Annotated in this window: 18 protein-coding genes; 15 read left to right on the plus strand and 3 right to left on the minus strand. The window is 38.4% G+C overall.

Features of this window, described 5'->3' with window-relative positions; all coding sequences use genetic code 11:
- The first annotated feature begins 49 nt into the window (after positions 1-49).
- The 7 genes from AA980_RS09500 (at position 50) to AA980_RS09530 (ending at position 11,391) form a co-directional block, all read left to right on the plus strand.
- Positions 50-1,393 (plus strand): GH1 family beta-glucosidase, encoded by a 1,344-nt coding sequence (locus AA980_RS09500; protein WP_024029544.1) that lies wholly within the window; start codon positions 50-52, stop codon positions 1,391-1,393.
- A gap of 8 nt (positions 1,394-1,401) precedes the next feature.
- The gene (locus tag AA980_RS09505) at positions 1,402-3,285 is read left to right on the plus strand and encodes a beta-N-acetylhexosaminidase (protein WP_024029543.1); all 1,884 of its coding nucleotides are present in this window, start codon (positions 1,402-1,404) and stop codon (positions 3,283-3,285) included.
- A gap of 86 nt (positions 3,286-3,371) precedes the next feature.
- Positions 3,372-5,519, plus strand: a complete 2,148-nt coding sequence (locus AA980_RS09510; protein ID WP_024029542.1) for a Sip1-related alpha-galactosidase — start codon at positions 3,372-3,374, stop codon at positions 5,517-5,519.
- Positions 5,520-5,582: 63 nt separating this feature from the next.
- A complete protein-coding gene (locus AA980_RS09515) occupies positions 5,583-6,671 on the plus strand; it encodes a GNAT family N-acetyltransferase (protein WP_024029541.1) in 1,089 nt (362 codons plus the stop codon).
- A 100-nt stretch (positions 6,672-6,771) separates the two neighbouring features.
- On the plus strand, positions 6,772-8,103 hold the full coding sequence (xylA, locus tag AA980_RS09520) for a xylose isomerase (protein WP_024029540.1): 1,332 nt from the start codon (positions 6,772-6,774) through the stop codon (positions 8,101-8,103).
- A 99-nt stretch (positions 8,104-8,202) separates the two neighbouring features.
- Complete coding sequence (gene xylB, locus AA980_RS09525) at positions 8,203-9,702, plus strand: xylulokinase (RefSeq protein WP_024029539.1); 1,500 nt, start codon at positions 8,203-8,205, stop codon at positions 9,700-9,702.
- A gap of 105 nt (positions 9,703-9,807) precedes the next feature.
- On the plus strand, positions 9,808-11,391 hold the full coding sequence (locus AA980_RS09530; protein ID WP_024029538.1) for an acetolactate synthase large subunit: 1,584 nt from the start codon (positions 9,808-9,810) through the stop codon (positions 11,389-11,391).
- Positions 11,392-11,496: 105 nt separating this feature from the next.
- Here AA980_RS09530 and AA980_RS26265 read toward each other — a convergent pair whose 3' ends face one another.
- The 3 genes from AA980_RS26265 to AA980_RS09540 all read right to left on the minus strand — a co-directional run bounded on the left by AA980_RS26265 (position 11,497) and on the right by AA980_RS09540 (position 14,444).
- A complete protein-coding gene (locus AA980_RS26265) occupies positions 11,497-11,598 on the minus strand; it encodes a YjcZ family sporulation protein (protein ID WP_024029537.1) in 102 nt (33 codons plus the stop codon).
- Positions 11,599-11,759: 161 nt separating this feature from the next.
- Positions 11,760-12,620, minus strand: a complete 861-nt coding sequence (locus AA980_RS09535) for an alpha/beta hydrolase (protein WP_024029536.1) — start codon at positions 12,618-12,620, stop codon at positions 11,760-11,762.
- 165 nt (positions 12,621-12,785) lie between these two features.
- Positions 12,786-14,444 (minus strand): PucR family transcriptional regulator, encoded by a 1,659-nt coding sequence (locus AA980_RS09540; protein ID WP_024029535.1) that lies wholly within the window; start codon positions 14,442-14,444, stop codon positions 12,786-12,788.
- Positions 14,445-14,697: 253 nt separating this feature from the next.
- On the opposite strand from AA980_RS09540, the gene AA980_RS09545 reads away from it, so the two are divergent.
- From AA980_RS09545 to allC, 8 genes are all read left to right on the plus strand, one after another.
- Complete coding sequence (locus AA980_RS09545) at positions 14,698-16,020, plus strand: uracil/xanthine transporter (RefSeq protein WP_024029534.1); 1,323 nt, start codon at positions 14,698-14,700, stop codon at positions 16,018-16,020.
- 345 nt (positions 16,021-16,365) lie between these two features.
- On the plus strand, positions 16,366-17,763 hold the full coding sequence (locus tag AA980_RS09550) for an NCS1 family transporter (protein WP_024029533.1): 1,398 nt from the start codon (positions 16,366-16,368) through the stop codon (positions 17,761-17,763).
- 310 nt (positions 17,764-18,073) lie between these two features.
- Positions 18,074-19,543, plus strand: a complete 1,470-nt coding sequence (gene allW, locus AA980_RS09555; protein ID WP_024029532.1) for an allantoin permease — start codon at positions 18,074-18,076, stop codon at positions 19,541-19,543.
- Between the two features lie 83 nt (positions 19,544-19,626).
- A complete protein-coding gene (allB, locus tag AA980_RS09560) occupies positions 19,627-20,985 on the plus strand; it encodes an allantoinase AllB (protein ID WP_024029531.1) in 1,359 nt (452 codons plus the stop codon).
- Positions 20,986-21,123: 138 nt separating this feature from the next.
- Complete coding sequence (locus AA980_RS09565; RefSeq protein WP_024029530.1) at positions 21,124-22,467, plus strand: allantoinase; 1,344 nt, start codon at positions 21,124-21,126, stop codon at positions 22,465-22,467.
- Positions 22,468-22,552: 85 nt separating this feature from the next.
- Positions 22,553-24,232, plus strand: coding sequence for a PucR family transcriptional regulator (locus AA980_RS09570; RefSeq protein ID WP_024029529.1), 1,680 nt, complete (start codon positions 22,553-22,555; stop codon positions 24,230-24,232).
- Positions 24,233-24,294: 62 nt separating this feature from the next.
- Positions 24,295-24,678 (plus strand): RidA family protein, encoded by a 384-nt coding sequence (locus AA980_RS09575; protein WP_024029528.1) that lies wholly within the window; start codon positions 24,295-24,297, stop codon positions 24,676-24,678.
- Positions 24,679-24,869: 191 nt separating this feature from the next.
- A complete protein-coding gene (gene allC / locus AA980_RS09580; RefSeq protein ID WP_024029527.1) occupies positions 24,870-26,096 on the plus strand; it encodes an allantoate deiminase in 1,227 nt (408 codons plus the stop codon).
- Positions 26,097-26,132 lie beyond the last annotated feature (36 nt).

Genomic DNA, 26,132 nt, shown 5'->3' on the forward strand with positions numbered 1-26,132 from the left:
ACATTCCTACCGTCATTGAAAAATAACTTATTAAAAGGAGTTAAAAATTATGGCGATTATTACTTTCCCGAAAGATTTCCGGTTTGGCGTTTCGACTGCTTCCTATCAAATTGAGGGTGCCTATAATGAAGATGGCAGGGGCATGTCCATTTGGGATACATATAGCCGAATTCCCGGTAAAGTCCGAAATGGTGATAATGGCAATATCGCTTGTGACAGTTATCATCGTATGGATGAAGATATTGAGTTATTAAAAGAATTAGGGGTTAACACCTATCGTTTTTCGATTGCTTGGCCAAGAATTTTCCCAAAGGGGAGGGGAGAAGTCAATCAAAAAGGGTTAGACCATTACCATCGATTCGTAGATAAATTAATAGAAAACGGAATTGAACCACTTTGTACCATCTACCATTGGGATTTGCCACAAACACTTCAAGATGAAGGCGGTTGGAAGAATCGCCAAACGATTGAGGCATTTGTCGAGTACTCAGAATTATTGTTCCGTGAGTTTTCTGGAAAAATCAAATCATGGTTAACGATTAATGAGCCATGGTGTGTAGCGTTTTTAGGATATTTCGTTGCTGAACAAGCACCTGGTGAAGCAAATCTGCAGACTGCTCTAGATGTAGCTCACCACCTATTACTTGCCCACGGCAGAGCTGTTCAACGTTTTAAAGCATTAGGTATTCCAGGAGAAATTGGCTTCGCACCAAATGTTACCTGGTATGAACCGTTTAGTAACCGTCCGGAAGATATCGAGGCATGTGCACGTATATCTGCTTGGTTTATGGAATGGTTCTGCGATCCTGTGTTTAAAGGGAGCTACCCGCAAATATTAGTAGATTGGTTTGCTAAAAAAGGAGCAAAAGTAAACATCGAGGAAGGGGATTTGGAAATCATTTCTCAGCCAATCGATATTTTAGGAATCAATTATTATAATGGGACAGTTTCAAGACATAAAGAGGATCACGGAACGTTTGATTGTGAACATCTTGATAACTTATTTGATAAAACAGACATTGGTTTCACTATTTACCCAGATGGCTTTTATAAAGTACTAATGGATATTAAAAATAAATATGGTGATGTTCCAATCTACATTACAGAAAATGGCGCGACTTATAATCAAGATCCGGTCGATGGTCGTGTTCGTGATGACAAACGGATTCATTACCTAAAGCAGCACTTAACGCAAATTAGTCGTGTACTTTCGTCGGGAATGAATCTAAAAGGTTACTGTATTTGGTCATTGCTGGACAATTATGAATGGTCCTATGGCTACAGTATGCGTTTTGGTCTTGTTCACGTCGATTATCAAACACTAAAACGAACGAAGAAAGATAGTTTTTATTGGTACAGTAAACTCAACCAAAATTATTGGTTTGAAATGTAGGTGCTACGATGAAAATACATTTTTCAGGTGATATTGAAGGTTTAGAACAGGGGTTAACTATCATATGTCATGAGCTTAACATCGAACGTGGTGAAGATGGCTTTCCAATCGATATAAAGCAAATGAATGGGCCGTTAAAGGTAAGCTGTCAGCAAAATCGTGGAGAAATTTACTTTCAAGAAAAAATCCACTTTTTCCGGGCTTTAGGTTTATGGCTCCAAGAGTTTGAAGAAAATAATGAGTTTAATTTAAGTGAAGTGCCTCACTTTAAAACAAATGGTGTCATGGTCGATGTATCTCGGAATGCTGTTATGACTGTGGATGGAATTCAAAACCTCCTAAAGAAAATGGCTTTAATGGGTTTAAATATCGTCATGGTGTATACAGAGGATACCTTTACAGTTGAAAAATATCCTTATTTCGGATATATGCGTGGAAGGTATAGTGAACAGGAATTACACGCCTGTGATGACTATGCTAATTCCTTAGGAATTGAAATGATTCCTTGTATCCAAACGCTGGCCCATTTAACCGAGGCGTTGAAGTGGAATTATGCTGCCGAGATTAAAGATACTTCTGATATTTTGTTGGTTGGCAGTGACAAAACCTATGATTTTATTGAGGAATTGATGAAAGCGGCCTCCCTTCCTTTTCGCAGTAAACGCATTCATATCGGTATGGATGAAGCACATCAGCTCGGCTTGGGGAAATATTTGGAACAGCATGGTTATCAAAAACGCTTTGAAATTATGAACGAGCATTTGCATAAGGTTGTCGATCTTGCTGAAAAGCTATCCTTGAAACCGATGATTTGGAGCGATATGTATTTTCGGCTTGGTTCGAGAACAGGAGATTATTACGACCTCAATGCACAGATTCCAGATGATGTGATTGAATCGATGCCGAAAGATGCTCAGCTTGTTTACTGGGATTATTACCATACGGATGAAGAATTTTATCGGACGTTTTTACAAAAACATAAAAGGTTTGGTTCGGAACCGATTTTTGCCGGCGGAGTTTGGACGTGGAATGGAATTGCCCCTAACTATGGTAAGACATTTGCAACCACGAAAGCTGCACTAGAAGCATGTAAAAAAGAAGGGATTACAGAGGTTTTCGCGACTATGTGGGGGGATAACGGTGCCGAAACACATCCATTTGCTGGACTGGCGGGTCTGCAGTTGTTTGCTGAACACGGTTACGGAAGCGATGTTAGTCATGAACGACTAGCCAAACGGTTTGCATTTTGTACAGGTGGAAATTTAGATGACTTTCTCGCGTTAAATGAATTGGACGAAACCCCTGGTGTTTCAAAAGATAACCCGCATGAATCGCATCCATCTAAGTTTTTGTTATGGCAGGATGTGTTACTTGGTTTATATGATGGGAATATTCGTTCTCTTCCATTAAGTGAACATTACGCTGACTTAGCTTCACGGTTAGAAAAGGCAACAAAGCGGAACAAAAATTGGTCAGAGATTTTTAGCTTCTATACCCAGCTTTCGTATGTACTGTCAGTAAAAGCAGACATCGGAATTAAAATAAAAGATGCTTTTGACCGGAATGACAAAAAGGAATTAACACACTTAAAAGATTTACTGCCTTCATTACGAGGTATGGTTGATGACCTTCGCAAGCTGCACCGTTCATTATGGTTTTCAACGTTGAAGCCGTTCGGCTGGGAAGTAATTGATATCCGTTATGGTGGTGTATTGTCGAGGTTAGACTCGGCGGAATATCGTCTTCAGCAATGGCTTGATGGCACGATCGACCGCATTGAAGAATTAGAAGAAGAACGGCTTTATCATGATGCACCATGGGTTATGCCTAAAGGTGCGTTGGGAAGAAATTCATACCATCGAATCGTTACAGCAGGAGTCTTTTCCAGCTAAGGAATGTTGGATATATAAAGAAAGATCATTGCTTTCAAAGTGTGAATATTTTCTCAAATATTGAACTAGTGGAGGAGGCGCAAATCATGAATCAAAACACGATAAAAAATGAACTAAATCTTCTTGTGAAAGGTCAAACAGTTCTACAAGGTTTAAACCCGTCCGTTACTCTTGATGACCATTCAAGACATGGATTAGTATTTCGGAACACTTCAGAATCCACCATTCCTTCTGGAAATGGCGAGGAGAGTTATCATGAAATAATTCATGTCTTTAGCGACCAGGCGGAAGAAATTTCTCTTGCCTTAAAATTTAAGATTTATCAGGACATTGTTTTTGCTTATATCGATGTAAAAATCACAAATGAGCGAATACAAAACCGACATAAATATCTTGCCCCTGAAGGCGGAATTATAATTCATGTGGCAGGACTCGGACCGGTAAAAGGTTTAATGGCGAATTACCAGCATAAAGATTGGTGGACCCGTCCTCATTTTTCTACTGAACTAGAAACCTTGCCAGAACGAACACAATCTTTCTTATGGAAAACGGATGAAGAATTCTATTATTATCTTTTGCCTGTTGTCGATAAAGTCTACCGGACAGAGCTTGCCGGCAGCGAACAGGGAATTGATATTAAGCTATCATCCTATGCTGGTGGGTATGATGAATGCCATACACTGGCATTTGCGATTGGAATTGGGGAGAACCCTTTCGATTTATCCAAACAGACGATTGCAAATGTATTAAAGAAGCTTAACTACCCAACCTTGTTAAGAGAGAAAAAACGTTATCCAGAAATGCTTGACTCTTTAGGCTGGTGCAGTTGGGATGCTTTTTACCATGAAGTAAGTGAAAATGGCATTATCGAAAAGATGGACGAACTGAGGGAGAAGGAACTTCCAGTTAAATGGGTCATGATTGATGACGGCTGGCTGAGTGTAGAGGATAACCGGCTACGTTCCTTCGAAGCCGACCGGATCAAGTTTCCTAAGGGGCTTTCTTCAATCTCAACAAAATTAAAAAAGCAATATGGTGTGTCGTCGGTAGGTGTTTGGCATACGATTGCTGGTTATTGGGGAGGGGTACACCCAGAATTGGCTAAAAAGATGAGTGACAGTTTATATGAAACGAACAGTCACAAGTTTTTCCCTCATCCTGATGCAAACAAAGGGTTTAATTTTTGGGATGCATGGCATTCTGACTTAAAGAAGCAAGGCATCGATTTTGTTAAGGTGGACAGCCAGAGTGCCGTCAATAATTTTATGATGTACCAGAAATCAATCGGTGAAGCTGCAAGGGGTGCTCACGCTTCATTAGAGGCGTCTGTTGGCATTCATTTTGACCAAGCCATCATCAATTGCATGGGAATGGCCGCTGAAAATATCTTTAACCGGCCAGCATCGTCCGTATCCCGAAACAGTGATGATTTTGTCCCTGGGGAAGAAATCAGCTTTAAGGAGCATGCCCTTCAGAATGCTTATAATTCCTATTATCATGGAAACTTATACTGGGGTGACTGGGATATGTTCTGGACGGACCATGAAGAGGATGTTCAAAACGCAGTATTACGAGCAGTCAGTGGCGGTCCTGTTTATTTTAGCGATCGCGTTGGCGAAACCGATACCGAGAAAATCTGGCCTCTAATTTGGGGCGACGGTAAGATTCTGCGTGCCGATCAGCCAGGACTTCCAACAGAAGACTGTTTATTTGTCAATCCAAATCATGACTTAGTTCCATTAAAGGTTTGGAATACTTCTGGGAATGCTGGTATCATTGCTGCTTTTAATATTCACCTGGAAGGAAAAGAAGTTGCTGGAAAGATTAGTCCGTCAGACATTTCATTACTGGATGGAGACAAATTCCTCGTCTATGATTTTTTTAAGAAAGAAGTAATCATGATGAGTGCCAATGAAACTTTTGAATTCAAACTGCAAAAGGGCGGGGTTGCCCTGTATTCCATCATCCCTGTTCAAGATGATGTAACTGCAATTGGACTTGTAAATAAATATATTGTACCAAAAACAATTAGTCAAACTGATTTTATTAATAATCGGATGACGGTTCAGCTTAAAGAAGGTGGAGAATTTCTTTTCTATACGTTGCTGCCAAACCTGGAGGCAACTATCAACGGAACTGCCGCAAAAATTACCCCAATGGCTGAGTCAACCTATATGATTGACTGTTCAAAGTATACTGAAGCTGTGATTATTGATATATTTTTGGGAAAATAAATGATAGTGACAAAAGAAGAGGAATAGTATTTAGCTTAATTAAGGGATTGGATGGAGAACAAGATGGTAGAATTAAGATTACTTAAATCGGAAACTGAGTACAAACAAGCAATAATATTAGCGGATAAAATGTTTCGGGATGAGGAGCATAGCTCGATGGGGAGAGCCTTCCCGCAAGTGTTTTCACCTGAACTAAATCAATCATATGGAGCATTCATAAATAATGAATTGGTTTCCTTTATTGGTTTGGTGCCTTCTGTCATCCATCTAGGAGATGCAGAGGCTCAAGCCTATTCAATTGGCGCTGTTTGTACCCATCCAAAACATCGAAAGAAAGGCTATGCAAGCATGCTTTTAGAGAAGGTGTTTGCTCATGCCCAAAGGGCTGACGCTTCCCTTATATTTGTATCAGGCATACTGCCGATGTATATAAAAGCAGGCTGTTCTTTCTATGGGGAGGTCAATAAATACGAAATTAATAAAGGGGATTTACTAGTAAAAGAAGGATACTCAGTTCGGGAAATTCTCCCGTACGATTGGTTTAATTTAAGAAAATTACGCCATTCACGCGCTGTTTATTTTGAACAAAGTATATATGACTTTTCCATCCTTTATCAGGCAAAAGGATTTGCAAGTATTCTTAAAATGGAACACAAGATTTTGGTCGCTGAATCGGAAAATCAAATAAAAGGATTTGTCGTTTTGGGAGTTCCAAATTCTTCTTCAGGTTCAGAAGAATTGCCATCACGAGTTATTGAATGGGGAGGAGAGCCGCATGCTATTCAATCTGTTTTAGCAGAATCTTTCCAGCACGGAATAAGTTTTCTGCAATATTCCCTTCCATTGCACGAAAGAGAGCTTAATAATATTTTAAATTTTAAAGAGAAAACAGTCGGACCTTTCCCGGGGACGATTAAAATTACTAACCTGGATTTATTGTTAAAACAATTAGAACCGTTCTTCAGTGGAAAAATCGAAATAATAAATATTGATAAAGATTACAAAAAACTTTTATACAAGCAAAAGTCAATAATCTTAAGCAATGCTGATTTAGAAAAATTAATTCTTCAAGGTGATTCAAATCTTGACCGTTTGCTCGAAGATATTTTTCCTATCCCACTTCCATTTCCGGAAGGGTTAAATTATGTCTAATCGTAAGCCTAACTGTCTTAGCAAGAAGAAATTTTGGTACCACTAGCAGGTGAATTTGTTGAAAGTTTAAATTGCATAAAACCAATAGGAGGATACCCCCATGAATTATTTCGAAAGTGTGAAAAAAATCCAATTTGAAGGTACGAGATCAAAAAATCCATTATCGTTTAAGTACTATAATCCACAGGAAAAGATTAACGGAAAAACAATGGAAGAGTTGCTTCGTTTTTCTGTAGCATACTGGCATACCTTTACAGCAGATGGAACGGATCCATTTGGTGCTGGGACTGCTATCCGTCCTTGGGATCATTTAACAGGAATGGATTTAGCTAAAGCGCGTGTGGAAGCTGCCTTCGAACTTTTTGAAAAATTAGATGTTCCATTTTTCTGTTTTCACGATGTCGATATTGCTCCAGAAGGACGTACATTAAAAGAAAGCAATGAAAACCAAGATGTAATTGTTGCGATGATTAAAGAATACATGAATACAAGCAAAACAAAGCTGCTTTGGAATACGGCGAATATGTTTACCAATCCAAGATATGTTCACGGGGCAGCAACGTCATGCAATGCGGATGTATTTGCTTATTCTGCCGCTAAAGTAAAAAAAGGATTGGAAGTAGCAAAAGAACTTGGTGCCGAAAACTATGTGTTCTGGGGTGGACGTGAAGGCTATGAAACCCTTCTAAATACGGATATGGCGCTAGAACAAGACAATTTGGCACGCTTCTTCCAAATGGCGATAGACTACGCGAAAGAAATTAGTTTGAATGTACCGTTCTTAATCGAGCCAAAACCAAAAGAGCCAACAAAACATCAATACGATTTTGATGTGGCAACAGGGTTAGCATTCTTACAAAAATACGATCTAACAAATTACTTTAAATTTAATATTGAAGCAAACCATGCCACTCTTGCAGGTCATACATTTGAGCATGAGCTAAGAACAGCTCGTATTAATGGAATGCTGGGATCAGTCGATGCGAACCAAGGTGATCCGCTTCTTGGCTGGGATACCGATGAATTCCCAACAGACTTGTATTCTACTACGCTCGCAATGTATGAAATTTTGAAAAATGGCGGTTTAGGTAAAGGCGGTCTAAACTTTGATGCGAAAGTAAGAAGGGGCTCGTTTGAACCGGAGGATCTTTTTCATGCACATATTGCCGGAATGGATAGCTTTGCTATCGGCCTAAAAGTTGCCAATAAGCTGATTGAAGATAAAGTCCTAGACGGCTTTATTGAAGATCGCTACAGCAGCTATACAAAAGGAATTGGGCTAGATATCGTTGAAGGAAGGACAAACTTCCATCAATTAGAAGCCTACGCATTGCAATTAAAAGAAATTAAAAATCAATCAGGCAGAACAGAGCGCTTAAAAGCATTGGTTAATCAATATTTACTTGAAACACTCTCTAACGTAACGGTTTAATAAAGAATTTCTACAAATTGATGAAAAATAGAATCGTAAAAAATGTGCTGGAAGTTTCTTTTATTCCAGCACATTTTCATAAAGAAAGGAATGATAAGGATGAAATACGTAATCGGAATTGACCTTGGCACGAGTGCTGTGAAAATCTTACTCGTCAATCAAAATGGTGATGTCTGCTACGAAGTATCAAAATCGTATCCTTTAATACTAGAAAAATCCGGTTATAGTGAACAAAATCCAGAAGAGTGGGTTGAAAAGACATCCGAAGGATTAACGGAACTTGTAAAGCAATTTCACGGTAATGTTAACGATATCGAGGGAGTTAGTTTTTCAGGACAGATGCATGGTCTAGTTTTATTAGACAAAGATTATAAAGTTTTACGAAATGCGATTTTATGGAATGACACAAGAACAACGGAACAATGCCAGCAAATTTATCATGTCGTCGGCAAAAAACGTTTGTTAGAGATTACTAAGAATCCTGCATTAGAAGGCTTTACCCTGCCAAAGATTCTTTGGGTAAAAGAAAATGAGCCTGAAACGTATAAACTAGCGAGCGTATTTATGCTTCCAAAGGATTATTTACGTTTTCGGATGACTGGCAATATCCATAGCGAATTTTCAGATGCTGCCGGAACATTACTATTAAACATAAGTGAACGTAAATGGAGCACTGAAATCGTAAATCTATTCGATATTTCACCAAACTTCTGTCCCCCATTAGTGGAATCCCGTGCCTGTGTTGGGACAATTTCTGCTGAATTTACCAAATCTACGGGATTGTCTGACACAACAAAGGTTTTTGCTGGTGGTGCAGATAATGCATGCGGCGCGATTGGTTCTGGTATTTTAACGGAAGGTAACACATTATGCAGCGTTGGTACTTCTGGGGTTGTCCTTTCATATGAAGAACAAAATGACCTTGATTTTGAGGGAAAAGTTCACTATTTTAATCATGGTGAAGAAAATGCTTACTATACAATGGGTGTTACACTTGCTGCCGGGTATAGCCTAAGCTGGTTTAAGGATACATTTGGAAAGCAGGAATCATTTGATCAGTTTTTGGAAGGGGTTGATACTATACCAGCAGGAGCTAATGGCTTGCTATTCACTCCATACATTGTCGGTGAAAGAACACCCCATGCAAATTCGAACATCCGCGGCAGCTTTATTGGAATAGATGCATCCCATGAGAGGAAACATTTTGCCCGTTCTATTCTTGAAGGAATTACGTTCTCATTAAACGAATCGATTGAAATATTTAGAAAAAATGGTAAAACTATCGATTCTATCGTCTCTATTGGCGGCGGTGCCAAAAATGAAATATGGCTGCAAATGCAGGCTGATATTTTTAATGCAAAAATCGAGAAATTAACAAGTGAACAGGGGCCAGGAATGGGTGCAGCGATGATAGCGGCCTATGGGTGCGGCTGGTTTCCTTCCTTAAAAGAATGTGCGCAAGAATTTATTCAACCGTCTAAAACCTATTACCCTATACAAGAAAATGTAGAGACTTATAAAAAACTCTTTTCGATTTATCAACAAGTTTACACTCAAACAAAGGTGCTTAATGACCAATTAATAGAATTTAGAAAATAATTTATCGAACGGGGATTCCTCCAAACTGTGAAGCAGCGAAATTTTTCATGATAATAAAAATTAAACAAAGAATAGAATTAGGAAATCTATTCTTTGGAGGCAGTCATGAAAGCATCAGATGCTGTAGTAAGTTGTTTGGAAAACGAAGGTGTCGAATTTGTTTTTGGGATAATAGGAAAGGAAGTCATAGATTTAGCTGATTCTTTGTCCAGATCTGAAAAAATTAAATACATTCCCGTTCGCCATGAGCAAGGGGCTGCATTCATGGCCGATGTTTATGGGCGAATCTCGGGGAAACCGGGTGTCTGCCTTGCAACGCTTGGACCAGGGGCCACAAACCTATTAACGGGCGTCACGAGTGCAAATTTGGACCATTCCCCGCTTATCGCTATAACCGGGCAAACAGGTCTTGAAAAGCAGCATAAACACACCCATCAGTATATTGATATCCAAAATGTTTTCGGACCTGTTACAAAATGGGCAGTACAAATAAAAGCTGCAGAAACAATTCCTGAAATCATCAGAAAATCCTTTCGGGCTGCATGTGAAGAAAAACCTGGGGCGGTCGTGATTGAGCTGCCGGAAAATATTGCAATGGAGAATGTGACGATGAAGCCATTAGCCGTTACAAGCCTGCCAAAAAGTGTGCCAGCGGCCGAATCCCTTAAGCAGGCGGTCCAATTGCTTAACGCAAGTAATCGCCCCTTTATCATTGTTGGGAATGAAATCATCCGCCAAGACGCCGTGAAAGAAGTCCTAATGTTTATTGAACAGCTTGGCTCACCAGTGGCACAAAGCTTTATGGCAAAAGGAATTTTACAAAAGGCACATCCGCAAAATTTTCATACCTTTGGGTTTGCTGAAAAGGATTATGTCCTTCGCGGTTTTGAGGAAGCTGATTTACTAGTGGTGATTGGCTTTGACGTGATTGAAAAGCTTCCATCGGAATGGAACAAGAAGAAGGTCCCAGTTATCCATATATCCGCTTCAGCAGCCGAAGTGGATGAATGCTATCCCGTAAAGGCAGAATTAATAGGGAATCTGAAAGTACAGCTGCCACTATTTCTATCATATGAGATCAACTCTAAGCGTTGGCTTCCATCAGGTGACTTGAAGACCCGGATAGAAGAATCATATTCGATCATTGAAAAAGCTGGCGGCAATGCTTCGTTAACCATTGAACAAATCTTGCATGCAGTTGAAAGGGTTCAGACTGAAGAAACGATTGTTATTTCAGATGTTGGTTCACATAAAGTCTCAATTGCAAGGACCTACAAACCTGCGGAAGCGAACCAGTTAATTATCTCCAATGGATTTGCTTCGATGGGTATCGCCATACCAGGTGCAATTGGCGCCAAATTAGCAGCCCCTGAAAAAACAATTATTTGCATTATCGGGGATGGCGGAGCCTTAATGAACTTTTCTGAACTAGAGACGGCGAGGCGGCTCGGGGTGTCCTTTGTCATCGTTCTTTTGAATAATTCAATGTTGAAGCTAGAAGTGCATACAATGGAGAAAAAGTTTGCTGATAGCTTTGGTGTTACGTTTTCTAATCCAGATTTCATTCAATTGGCTGAGGGTTACGGAGTTAGCGGGAAGAAAGTAACGAATATCTTAGGGCTTGAGGCGGCGTTAACAGAAGCAGTGAATGCGAATAATGAAATTGTACTGATTGATATCATCATGTAAAAAGCATAGTTTTCTCTAATCAAAACAAAAAGAGCGGTTATCCAATAAAGGAAGCCGCTCTTTTGTGTCCCAAAACTATGGTGAATATTTAGAGTTAATCATTCATCAGTACACATAAGCAGTACCAATAATGACTAATAAAATAAACAACACCACAATTAAAGCAAAGCCATTGTGTTCTCTGTGTTCATGGTGAAATTCAGACATAGTTATCACCTCCTAGTCAAATAATTACATTTTATGCTTGTCACCTTGGAAAGGAATGGACAAACGTAAGGGTAAAAGAAAATATGTTTTGAGATTTTTTAAAAATCAAAAAAGGCTGATTCAAAGTAAGCATTTCACTTTGAATCAGCCTAAATTAATTATTAACTTAAATGCTCTTTTAAAAAGGTAATTACATCATCAAACGCTTTTTGAACAATCGGGTTTTGCCAATCCTCGTCGAACACATGCTTGCCATTTGGAATCGTAATTAAGCTGCATTCTACTCCAGCTTTGGCTAACGCCTCGGACATTTGCACCGATTGTTCATAAGGGACATCTTCATCCATTGTTCCGTGCAAAAGAAGTGTAGGAGGAAAATCAGTACTTGCAAAGTTTATCGGACAAAATTGGGAAAGCTCTTCCTTATTACGGGTGTCGCTTATTTCTTCAATCCATACGCCATTTTGTCTGGCGTACATATAGATGGCATAACGTTTTTGAATCGGACCGACGGTAATAATTTCGTTTGAAACGAGCATTTTTGCAAGTTCCTTGGGAACAGTGGTCATGTTTTGATAGTGAGGGCTAGGTTTCATTGCCCAATCGCCGGTGATATCACCATAGCCATAAAAAGAAACAATTGCCTGGGGCTTTTTCTTGAAAGTTCCCGATAGTAAGGCAAGATAGCCGCCTGCTGAGCCTCCAATTACAGCTATTCTTTCTGGGTCATATTCAAATTCCTTGACACCTTCGTTTTCAACCCAAGAAAGGGCAGCAGCAATATCAGCTTTGATTTCTGGCAGCTTCGTCTCAGGAGCAAGCCGATAATCGATGGAGAATACATTAAAACCAGCTTGATGATAAATTTCAATTTGTTCGGTTTTCATATCTTCCCTCGATCCCCAAAAGAGGCCGCCGCCATGGATATAAACAATGACTGGGCGATGCTGTTGAGAAGTAGGATAAAAATCTCCTTTTATTTCATAACGATCTGCTTTTTTATAAACAATGGTTGTTTTCATCTTGATGCTTCACACACTTTCATTAAAGTAAATTCATCTATTTATTATAGTATAATAAAAAAAAGTTAAAGTTTCTTAGTATTATTTGCTAAAAAGATTAATTCAATTTATCCGTTTTGGACAATAACTGAAATGATTCTTTGCTCCGCTTTTCTTTTATTAAGGTTAAATCCCACCTGTTTTTGTGAAAATCGGGCGCATTAGTAATGCCATTCTCAAATGTAGTGAGTTTTGTGGTTCATGAACTAAATAGCCTAATATATCTTCACATTTTGCGATTCGATATTTAACCGTATTCCGGTGGATAAATAATTTTTTGGAGGTAATCGTGATTTCACAATTATTTTCCAAAAAGACAATTAATGTATTAATTAAATCTTCCTCATCCTTTGTTTTGGGATACGCGAGCGACCGCAATGTGTTTTCATAAAAGTTCTTTAAGTTTTCCTTCGGAATTAAATGAATGAGTTCGATTAATTGCTTTGTTTCGTAAAGGTTGATAAATTTCTTTTGGTATAATTCCTCGCCTTGTTTCCAAGCCTCCACAGCTTCCGAATAGGTGATCGGAATATAGGTCACATCATTGACAAAGTTACCAACACCAAAGGAAAGCGAAACCTTTAATGTGTTATAAGCTTCCTCTTGGAATTCCTCAAGTTTTTTCTTAATTGAAGCGGTGAGATTATCATTTGTCGTTTGGATGATACTGACAAAATACTTGTTCTTTATAAAAAGAATACTATCCTTATTAATTTTTATCATTGATTTATTAAACAAATCATATAAAAAATCGTATGACCGATTCCTTGTCGTTAGATCACTTTGCAGGAATGGATCTTGCTTATCCTCGTCAATTTTAAATACAATACAAAGGTATTTTGCTTTTTCAATTAACCCATGTTGTTTGCCGCGATAAATAATTTCTTCCTTTAAGGAGATGTTCCCTTCAACGAGAGAGCCAAAAAAGTTGTTTTCTAATAATCGGCTGCTTTCCCGTATTGCTTCGTTCTTTAATAGGGTGAAGGAAATAACGGTTGATGCCTGCTCAATCGCTAATTGTGATGACGGATAGGGCAATTTTTCTGCGTTAAAGATGATAAGCAGACTTGGATATGGATGCATCGTTTTGACCTGAACGATATTAAGTGATATCGGCGAATGGGTAGAATTTGGATGCTCAATCGTAATCCTACCTTTTTCGCTATATTTCTCAATATTTTCTTTGAAAAGAGATTCCACATGTTCTTTCACATTTTTCATATTTTCCTTATGGAAATGCTGGGAAAATGAGACAATATCACCTAGAGGGCTAAGTAATAGGACGGGGTTTTTTAAAAAAAAGCCGAGATTTTCAATTAGAGATTGAAGATTATAGCCTTTAATCATCATTTCGGTAAATTTTTTATGAATATGGATAGCATAAAATAGTTCCTCGATTTTGTTATTCCATATAAAACTTAACAATTGATGGGCAACAGTTCCTAAAGTAAGAGAGGGTGGAATGACGATAATCGGAAATTCTAATGAATTGGCTAAATCCACCACCTCTTTAGGGATTACATCAATAAATCTTTTTAGTTTTATGGCGATGCCGGCACAGGGATGCTTACTCATTTGGGAAATGAACTTCCCTAGTGCAAGCGGATCATCTTTAAATGCAAAACCCGTTGTCAATAACAGAGAGTTCTCAGCTAAAAAATTTATCACGTCCGGTGTTTCGGAAACCTCGATTGATTCGACCACTCGTTTTAGTCCGGCATGACCGGCAATGACTTGTGCGTCTTGAAAGACATCGACAATAAATAAATCCTCAACTATTTTCATTTGGTACCTCCACCTAGCTTATCCTTTACCTTTTTTATTATTATCTATATTAGACAAAAATACCACATATAATTATGAATAATGACTAATGATTTTGTTTGCCTTTTCTAGTATATTAAATTCTAATGGGTTTTTTATCTAGTACGGAATTTTTTAACTTGTTTGTTTGTTGTAGTTAAAAATTAGGAAGAACTAAACTCAAATAGATCTTAATTGTTGGGAAAAGATAAAGGGGAAATGGAGGGAAATAGTGATGAATCAAAAGTCATCATCTACAATGTTTTTTGCCGGCTTACAATGGCTGTTTTTTATGTTTGCAAATACAGTTGTCATCCCGTTAACCATTGGGGATGCATTCGATTTATCCTCCATGGAAGTCGCGAGTGCACTTCAAAGGTCATTTATTTTCACAGGTGTGGCTTGTGTTCTTCAGGCAGTAATTGGCCATAGATATCCACTGATGGAAGGGCAATCTGGATTATGGTGGGGAGCGCTTTTAAGCATTAGTGCATCCGCTTCTTCAGCAGGGTTAACTGCCAGTGAAATGGGTGGTGGTCTAGCAGTTGGTATCATCCTTTCCGGGGTTCTTGTTACGATACTCGGTGCTCTTGGAATAGGGAATGTGTTAAAACGTTTGTTTACACCTGTTGTCATGAGTACAGTGTTATTTTTGTTAGGTGCACAGTTGGTTGGAATTTTTACAAAAGGAATGCTGGGGTTGGCGACTGGGGATCAAATTCACTTGCCGACAGCGGCCTTGTCGATTTTCTTAGTAATTCTTGTGGTTTGGATTAATGTAAAGGGACCTGGAGTCATTCGAAATTTTTCAATTCTGATTGGTATTGTAACAGGCTGGATTATTTATGTGATTTTCTTCCCGGCCCAGTCAGTTGAAGTCGTTACATCTACGAAGATTTTCAATGTTTTTCCTTGGGGGAAACCAACCTTTAATCTCAGTCTGATTATATTTGCTGTCATCACTGGACTAGTGAATACAACCAATACCATTTCCGCTATTAAAGGGTTTGAACCTATGGTTAATGCCACGACTACAAATAATCAGTACCGCAAATCATTTGTGTTAACAGGTTTGAATTCAGTTGTTTCAGGAGCGTTCGGAATGGTTCCTTATGCACCCTATGTGTCGTCGCTAGGGTTTTTACAATCAACACTCATATTTCAAACTCTGCCAATGATCATTGGTGCGGTTATGTTTATGGTGCTTGGTTTAGTTCCAGCGCTTAGTCATCTGTTTTCAACATTACCAGTAAGTGTAGGAAATGCCGTCTTATTTGTTGCATATTTACAGCTATTTAGCGGGGCTATTTCGAATTTAAAAGGAATTACCTTTACCTCAAAGAGTATTTATCGGATTGCTGCTCCAGTATTATTGGGGATTGCCATTATGAATATTCCTGCTGATATGTTTGGATCCATCCCAATGGTTGTCAGACCACTTGTAAGCAGCGGTTTATTAATTGGAATTATCCTAGCAGTACTGCTTGAAAACACCATTAATTGGTCAAAGCTGGACCAAGTCAAAAAAAGTTTGGTAAAAGAGGAAAAGGTTAGTTAAATAAAATAACAATAGGTACAAAAATGCCACAGTTTTCGCGACTGTGGCATTTTTTTGTTCATTTTATCTAAAAAAATTGAAAAAGGATTGTTTACAATTGCCAATGACAAGCTTTTTGCAAACGGTTAAAATCAATTTATCAAATCAAGTTAAAAAAAGATTAAAAAGTGTGACCTTGATATAAAATAAAGATAAATGATTTTAAAAAAAGTTTAAAGAAACACTTTCCGCCTTCGTTTAACTTGATAATAACAACAAAAAGACCACATCTAGAAAGGGATAAATTCTTGGACAAGGTTCAAAAACAAGAATATTCCGTACACAAAGAATAGGGGGAAAGTTTATATGTCTACACATTCTGAAACTTTTGCTTCAAATGAGATAGATATGCAACATGCAGCAGGCTTAGATGACTCACTAAAACCGAAAACCAAAGAGGGTAGAACGGTTAATCCTTTATCCTATATGTTTATGTGGATTGGAGACGGTGTTAACTTAGGAAATATGACTCTTGGGGCTAGCGTTATTGTAGCGGGAGTGGCAACACTTAACATCTGGCAAACCATTGCAGCTGCTATCGTTGCGATTGCTATCATATCAACTATTTTTGCCTTGAATGATAGGCTTGGATACAAAGAAGGGATCCCATATGTTGTTCAGCTAAGGATGTCCTTTGGAATAAAAGGAACCGTAATATCGTCACTTTTACGTGGTATACCAGCCATCGTTTGGTACGGTATTCAAAGCTGGATTGGTGGTACGGCCTTAAATGAAATTATGAAGATTGTTACAAATGGTTCATTTGATAATATTGCTATTTGTTTTATCATCCTTCAGGTAGTGCAAATTGTCTTATCAACATTTGGTTTCCATGCTGTTAAATGGGTAGAAACACTTGCCTCTGTTGTGATTATGCTAGCACTTATTTATGTATTCGGGATTCTTTTAACATCCCATAGTGCCGACATTGCAAAGAATTGGGTGCATGCAAAAGGATCATGGGGCTTACCATTCTTTGGAATGATCATGGTCTTTTTAGGAAACTATGCAGGGATTTTTGTCAGTGCAGCAGACTATTCCAGAGAGCTTAAAACTGGTTTAAGTGATACAAAGCGGGGGTCATTATATTTTGCGCCAATCACTGTAGCGTATGGCTTTGTCATTGTTATCGGGACCATGCTTGCTTCAGCAACTGGTATCACAAATCCTGCAAAAGCAATACCGGTTGTAATCGATAATCCTTATATTTCATTAGGTGTGTCTGCGTTTATTGTCCTTGGGGTTATTGCAACAAATATGGTTGCCAACATTATTCCGCCGGCATACGTTATTACATTACTGACAAAATTAAAATATAAAATGTCTGTCATCATCACAGGATTGCTTGCATTAGGTGCATTCCCTTGGTTGCTTGTTCAGGAGTCATCAGCAAAAGGTCTTAATGTGTTCATTCTTGTCTATTCCGCATTCTTGGGACCTGTTGTTGCGATTTTATTAATCGATTATTATGTATTAAGAAAGCAAAAAGTAAATGTTGCAGAATTGTATAAGGAAGATGGTTCATTTGCTGGATATAATCCAAGTGGGCTGCTTGCTATGTTTATTGGTGCTGCCGCAGCCTTTATCGAAGTAGACCTAGCATGGATTATTGGACTAGTCGTTGCAGGAGTTTCCTATTTCCTTCTATCTAAGTATGCCTTTAAAGATTCGAAATTTAAAAAAGGTACAATCTTTGAAAAATAATAAAAGTTTATTTAGAATTACGAAAAGGCCACATTTTTCACTTGAAAAATGCGGCTTTTTGTTATTTTCTTGTTTATATTGGCTAAAAGTTTCGATATGAATTATATAAAAGTAACAATGACAAAACAAATGGGGAGGGTTAGAATACAAAGTGTTTCAAGTTAAAAAAAGATTAAAAAGTGTTACATAATATAAAAATAGTATAATTCATATCTGTTGATTGTGGCCTTATATTAGGGAATACTTTCCTCTTTTAATTTGATTGATTAGGAAGAAAGTAAACGTATATCTTTTTTTTGGAGGGAAAATATTGGGACAAAATAATCCTGTATCGAACCAGGAGGTAAGTTTCAGCAAAGATTTAATGCCAACGAGGCAGGAAGATAGAAAATGGAAAGTTGGAAATTATTTTTCCCTTTGGATGGGGGCTGTCCATAACGTTCCATCCTATTTGACAATCGGTGGCTTTTTTGCACTCGGTTTATCTATTGGCCAAGTTTTTTGGGCAATCATGATAGCGGCGGTGATTCTTGGAGCGATCCTTGTGTTAGGCGGTCATGCGGGTGCAAAGTTTGGTGTACCGACCTCAATGCTTTTAAGAACCTCATTTGGTCAAAGGGGTGCAATGGTACCTGGAATCATTAGAGGTGTTATAGCTGCTATTATGTGGTTTGGGTTCCAAACTTATGCAGGAAGTCTTGCAGTTACCATCTTGATTGGTGAATTTTGGCCAGCTTTCTTAAATCTAGGTGGCGGTTGGAACTTTTTTGGATTACATTTACCAGGGTTAATTTCTTTCCTTCTATTTTGGAGTATAAATATTTTGTTTGTTTATGGAGGAATGGGTGTCCTTGGAAAATTTACAAACTTTCTTTCTCCAATCATCTATATCGTATTTGGTGGAATGGCAATCTGGGCTGTTAGGTTAGCCGGTGGTATCACTCCAATCCTTCATTATACTGCTAAAGGGATTGAGGGAAATAGCGTTCTTGTTTTTATAGGATGTGTAAGTGCCCTCTTGGCAACATGGGCTTCCCTTGCTGTAAGCGTTTCAGACTTTACACGAGAGGCAAGGAGCCAAAAGGATCAAACGATTGGACAAATTGCTGGAGTCATTCTAACATATTTATTATTTGCTTTTGCCAGTATCGCTGTTATTGTGGGTTCTGAAATTGCGTTTGGAACACCGATTTGGAATGTACTTGATGTCGTGGATAAATTTGATAGTAAATTTGCAATTGCTGTCTCCGTCATTACCATTTGTTTAACAACATTATCTGTAAATATTACAGGAAATATCATCCCTGCAGGCTACCAATTAGCGACCCTTTTTCCGAAAAAACTGACCTTTAAAACAGGAGCATTAATTGCTGCTGTGATTGGAATCCTCATCATGCCATGGAAGCTGATGGAAAACCCGACGAGTATCTTTACTTTCTTAGGGATTATGGGTGGGTTACTGAGCCCAGTATTGGGAATCATGCTTGCTCAATATTTTGTGATTGCGAAAAAGGAAATTAATATGAAGGATTTGTACAGTGCAAATGGGATGTATAGATACCGAAACGGCTTTAATATCCCAGCATTAGTTACGACTGCAATTGCAGGGGTTATTAGTTTGATTGGGCAATTCGTCCCGGTCTTTAAACCTCTTTATGATATGTCATTTTTCACAGGTACAATCACAGCTTTTATTCTTTATATTTTATTTGCAAAAACAGGGATGTCTAAAATTAATATAACAGGCCATTCAGAAGACCGGCTGAAAGAGATTTCCTGAATTCTCAAGTGTTTTAAAGCGATGACTGGTAAGACTAGTTATTGTTTATATATAAATTCAATCATTTTCTGGGAGGATATAACATGAAATACGATTTAATTATTAAAGGCGGAAACGTGGTATTCCATGATGGTGTTCGTAAAGCTGATATTGGGGTTAAAGACGAAAAAATTTCCTGCATTGCCGATTCAATTACTGAAGATGCAAAAGAAATCATTGACGCGAACGGTCAATATGTTATGCCAGGAATGGTTGATACACATGTTCACATAAGTGAACCTGGACGTACAGAATGGGAAGGCTTTGAAACAGGCTCGAAAGCAATGGCAGCTGGCGGTACAACGAGCTATGTAGAAATGCCGCTTAATGCGCTTCCTGCAACGATCAATAAAGAAGCATTAGATCTTAAACTTGAAGCAGCTGTTAATCAAAACTATGTAGACTATGCGTTCTATGGCGGGCTTGTGCCGGAAAATCTAGATAAGCTGCAAGAGTTGGCTGATGCAGGTGTTCTTGCTTTCAAATGCTTCTTATCTGATATCACAAGTGATATTCCAGGAGATTTCACTAATGTGGATGATTACACATTGTATAAAGGTATGCAAAAATTAGCAGAATTGGATCAGATACTATGTATCCATGCCGAAAACGCATCGGTTACCTCTGGGCTTTCAAAAGAATTTGCGAGAGAAGGCAAAAATTCAGGTGTAGAATATGCAGAATCACGCCCGATCGTTACAGAAGTGGAGGCTGTCAGTCGTGCGATTCTTTTTGCTAAAGACACTGGCTGTAAGCTGCATCTTGTCCATATTAGTACCTCTGAGGCAATTCAGACCATCTTGAAAGCACGTGCTGAAGGTGTCGATGTAACAGTTGAATCATGCCCGCACTATTTTGCGATGACTGCCGAACAAGTTGATGAGATTGGACCTAGAGCAAAATGTCAGCCGCCTATTAGAAAAGCAGTAGATCAAGCAAAATTATGGGACGAGCTTCTGAGCGGCAATATCGATTGGCTAACTTCCGACCATTCGCCTTGTACTGAGGATCTAAAGCAAGGAAATCTTTGGGAAGCATGGGGCGGAATTAGCGGTATTCAAAATAATGTCGATTTAATGTTTGATTTGGCTGTAAAACAACGTGGCTTAGCTGTTGAAAAGTTTGTTGATTTAATTGCTTCCAATCCTGCTAAACGTTTTAACCTGCCTAATAAAGGCGAAATTGCAGTTTCAAAAGATGCGGATATTATTTTGGTAGATCCTAACCAATCATATGTGGTCAAACGTGAAGACCTTTACTATAAAAATAAACACAGCGCTTATGAAGGCAGAAAAATTGACTGCCGGGTAACGAAAACAATCGTTCGTGGAAATGTTGTATTCGACTTGGAAAAAGGTATTGTTGGGAATCCGATTGGAAAACTAATGTCTGCACAAAAATAACGGGTAAACTGTATTAGTGTAACAGTTGTTGTTATATGACAATCATATTGATTCTAAAATTACCATATTTTCTGAATAATGACAATGGATAATAAAAAAACATTTTGCATTTTTTAAATAAAAGGGAGATTAACTGCCATGAATAATTACGATTTAATTATTAGAAACGGTAATATTGTAACTGCTGATTCGGTTGTCAAAGGGGATATTGCAGTTCAGGCGGGGAAAATTGCAGAAGTGTCAGTCAACAAGGCGATTGAGGCAAAGGCTGAAAAAGAAATTAATGCGGAAGGTCTTCATGTATTCCCAGGTTTAATTGATTCACATGTTCACTTTAACGAGCCGGGAAGAACAGAATGGGAAGGACTAGAAACCGGCAGCAGAAGTTTGGCTGCCGGTGGAGTAACAACATTCTTTGATATGCCGTTAAACAGTACACCACCAACCATTAATAAAGAAAATCTTGAATTAAAACGTACACTTTCTGAGCAAAAATCGATTGTTAATCCGCGCTTCTGGGGCGGACTTGTTCCGGAAAACATTGAAAACTTAAAAGAACTTCATGAAAATGGAGTAATCGGTTTTAAAGCGTTCATGTCTCCTAGCGGAATTGCTGATTTTAACAATGTTGACGATGAAACTATTTTTAAAGGGATGACAGAGATTGCATCACTTGGTTCTCTTTTAGCAGTTCATGCTGAAAGCACAGTCATTTGTGATCAGCTTGCACAAAAAAAACAAAGCGAAGGCAAAACATCTGCGCGTGATTTTGTGGAATCAAGACCAATCATTTCTGAGATAGAGGCAGTTAGAAGAATTATCTCTTATGCGGAAGCAACAGGATGTAAATTGCACATTGTTCATGCAAGCAGCCGGAAGGTTGTTGAAGTAATTGAAGACGCAAAACGCCGGGGTGTCGATATTACGGTCGAAACTTGCCCGCACTATCTGTCCTTAACCGTTAAGGATTTAGAAGAAAAAGGCGGAATGGCAAAATGCTGCCCTCCATTACGCGATGAAGATGAACTAGAAGATTTATGGGTTGCTGTAGCGAACGGAGAAATTGATGTGATTGGGTCTGACCATTCACCAGCACCTGCTTCTATGAAAGAAATTGAAGGAAACTTCTTCGAAGGCTGGGGAGGCATTTCCGGTGCTCAATCTACCTTGAATATTTTGTTGACTGAAGGGCATTTTAAACGGAATCTTCCATTAGAAAAAATCGCTGCCTTAACAGCTGCAAACCCAGCGAAATTATTTGGCCTTGCAAATAAAGGAACAATCGCTGCTGGTTATGATGCTGACTTCGCTCTTGTCAATTTGGAAGAAAGTTTTATACTAAATAAAGAAGATTTATTCTATCGTCATCAACATTCACCATATGTAGGAATGACCTTTAAAGGAAATGTCAAAACCACTATTGTCAATGGAGAAGTTGTTTTTGAAAACGGGCGTATTACAAAAGAGTTAATTAATTCTTAAAAAATAATTAGAGTAAAAAAGGGCTTAGAGTTATCCTCTTAGCCCTTTTCACCTATTTGTTGATGTAGAAAGGGTGCAGCAGCATATGGAATTCAGAGTAAAAGATTTGCTCCAAATTGCGTCACTTAAGGATGCTGTAGTACTAAGCGGGCACAACTATTTAAACAATATTATTAAAGGTGCCACGATTATGGAAGCCCCCGACATTACTGATTGGTTGAAGGGCGGGGAATTAATATTAACAAGTCTTTATCCTATCCGTTCTTTTGATAAGGAGGAACAGCGGCAGTTTATTTCTCGGCTGGCGGAGAAAGGGGTTAGTGCACTTGTTATTAAGAATCATCGCTTTGTGACAGAAATTCCGGAGCCAATCATAAGTGCCGGGGAAAAATTCAAGCTGCCGATTATCCAGATCCCAAAAGAAATTCCCTATGTTGACGTTATGTATCCGGTTATGGGCGAAATCATGAATAATCAAGTAAAGAAGCTCCAATATTACAAAGAAATCCATGACCGTTTTACTGCCTTATCGTTAGCAGATGAGGGACCTGAAGAAATTATTGCAACATTAGAGTTATTAATCGGAAATCCAGTGGCCTTATTTGACCGGAATTTCCATTGTATTGCTTCCACGCTTCAGTCCCTGGCAATGTTCGAAATTGTTGAGAAAATCCCTTATTACAATCAAACAGAAGAAATAAAATTCCCGCATTATCGGCAAGTAGTCAAATATCCTGAGATGGCAGGCCAAAAGGGATATCAAATCGTCGTTCCAATCGAAACTATTAACCACATTAAAACATATTTGTTAATCGGAGAAACGAATAAACCTCTTGAAGAACTTGACTTTATCGCTGTTGAAAATGCAGCGACAGCTTTATCACTGGAATTAGTAAAACAATTCGCGGTAGCAGAGGTGGATAAGAAATTTAAAAATGATTTAATCAGCGAAATAATTGAGGGGAAATACCAATCCAAGACAATGCTTTACCAAAATGCGAATTTAGTGGGTTGGAATTTAGAAGGATCCTTTGCAGTTGTTTTGTTCAAGATCACCAAAAATAATGAAACACTTTCATCAAGGTTAAAAAATAAACGGGGATTATCCAACCAGCATGAGCCACTAGTATATGAAATTATTCACCGATATTTGCCTAATGGAATTATTGGCAATAAAAGCAGCCTGGTTATTGTGTTATGGAAAATAGAGGAAAAAAATGAAAGTGAATTAAAGTGGATGCCGAGTATTAAAGAAACAGCAAAAGGCATCCAAGACCTATTAAAAAATCAAATAGGAGATATCGTGATACAGGTAGGGATAGGAAGCCTAGCACATAGTATAGATGAGATTCCAATAAGTTATCAAAAATCCCAGGATGCTTTGGAACTGGGGGAGATTTTGAAAGGAAAAGAAGCAATTACGGCATTTTCTGAACTAGGGATATATAGACTCCTTTGCCAATTTGATGATCCGACTCTTTTAAAACCATTTATCCCGGCTTCACTACAAAGTCTCCTTCATTACTCACAAGCAAATAAGAATGATTTGATTGAAACATTAAAAACCTTTTTAGAGTGTAATCAAAATGCTACGAAAGCATCCCAAGTTTTATTTATACATCATAAGACGGCTGTTTATCGGTTAGACAGGATTAAAGAGATTACTGGGATGAATTTTGAAGATCCAGAGGAAATGTTATCCGTCCGAGTTGGATTGAAGATAGTAGATCTTCTTGAACGAGAAAATAAAACACTTTTGAATTGATTTTTTTTCTTATTTCTTTATAATAGTACATTAACCTTATGAGATAGAATGGGGGAATCTACATGACTAGAAAAGTTTATACTGCAAAGAATGCCGTCGCTTCGGGGCCATATTCACATGCTGTTGACGCAGGGGAATTTATTTTTTTATCGGGTCAGACAGCAATGAACACAGTCGGAGCTGAAAAGATGACGGGTGATATTGGTGCACAGACAAAGCAGTGTTTTACTAATTTATTCGAGGTGTTAGAAGCGGGGAACCTAACACCTGATGATGTGGTAAAAGTAAATGTGTATCTGACAGATATGGGGAATTTTACAGCAATGAATGAAGTTTATAAAACATTCTTTGTGGATCCGTATCCTGCTAGAACTTGCGTCGCTGTTTTAGCGCTGCCGCTTGGTGCAGAGGTAGAAATTGAATTAATTGCAAAGAGATCCAACTAATTGTAGTTAAAAAGGAGTGAGCAGCGGCTTGCTCCTTTTTGTTATTCATTTTATTTATCCATTTTGGACAAAAAAACAAATCATCTTTATCCAATAGTCATAATGATATTTTAGCTGAAAATGCTTACAATATAAGAGGAAAGAAAAAGAAATTTATATCTCTGTAAAATGTTTTTTGGGGGGTAGATGCAATGGATGATTTACAAAAAGAATTAGTTGGAAGACTTGAATGGCTGGGGGAATTTGGGAAAGATCCTGCTGGCGGAGTTTCACGTCTTCTATATTCAAAAGAGTGGGCCCAAGCACAGCACGCTTTAAAAGGCTGGATCGAAGAAGAAGGCCTTGAAGCCGGCTTTGATGAAATTGGCAATTTATTTGGGACGTTAAAAGGAAAAAATACGGATGAGACAGTTCTTACTGGTTCACACGTAGATACCGTAAAAAATGGCGGCCTCTATGATGGTGCGTATGGTGTAGTTGCTGGTATATTGGCTTTAAAATATTTAAAGCAAAAATATGGACAGCCACTGCGTAATATTGAGGTAGTTTCCATGGCAGAAGAAGAGGGCAGCCGTTTCCCATATGCTTTTTGGGGCTCTAAAAATATCGTAGGTATCGCTCGGCGTGAAGATGTTGAAAACATTACCGATTTTGATGGTATCCCATTTGTTGAAGCAATGAAAGAATCAGGCTTTAATTTCAAGGATGAGTCAAAAGCTCCGCGCAATGATTTAAAAGCATTTGTTGAGCTTCATGTTGAACAAGGCAGTGTCTTAGAAACGGAAAAAATACCAGTAGCTGTTGTCAACAATATTGTTGGTCAAAGACGATTTACTGTTGAAGTTAACGGTGAAGCGAACCATGCTGGTACAACTCCAATGGGATATCGAAAAGACGCACTCTACGCTGCCAGCCAAATGGTTTTTGAAATGATTACAATGGCCAGAGAAGCGGGAGATCCGCTTGTAACTACGGTTGGTAAAATTGAAGCGCAGCCTAACATCGTGAATGTGGTGCCAGGAAAGGCGATTTTCACCATCGATGTCCGCCACACGGAAAAAGAGGCACTCGTATCGTTTACAGAAAAAATAACTGCACGAATGAATGAAATTTCAAAAGAACATGGTGTTGAAACAACCATTGATATGTGGATGGATGCTGACCCGGTTCCAATGGATACAACAGTAGTGGAATTAATCGAGAACCAATTTAAAGAAAATGGCTTGAATTTCAAGGTAATGCACAGTGGTGCAGGGCATGACTCACAAATTTTTGCTCCATTTGTACCTACAGCCATGCTATTTGTCCCTAGTCACAAAGGAATCAGCCATAACCCGGCCGAATATACGAAACCTTCAGATTTAGCAGAGGGTGTTAAGGGACTAATTGGCGCCCTTTATGAATTGGGATATAAATAAATTAGAAAAAAAGCGCCTTGGCGCTGAGAAGCTGGA

The sequence above is a fragment of the Neobacillus vireti genome, from assembly GCF_001026695.1.
GTDB lineage: Bacteria > Bacillota > Bacilli > Bacillales > Cytobacillaceae > Neobacillus > Neobacillus vireti.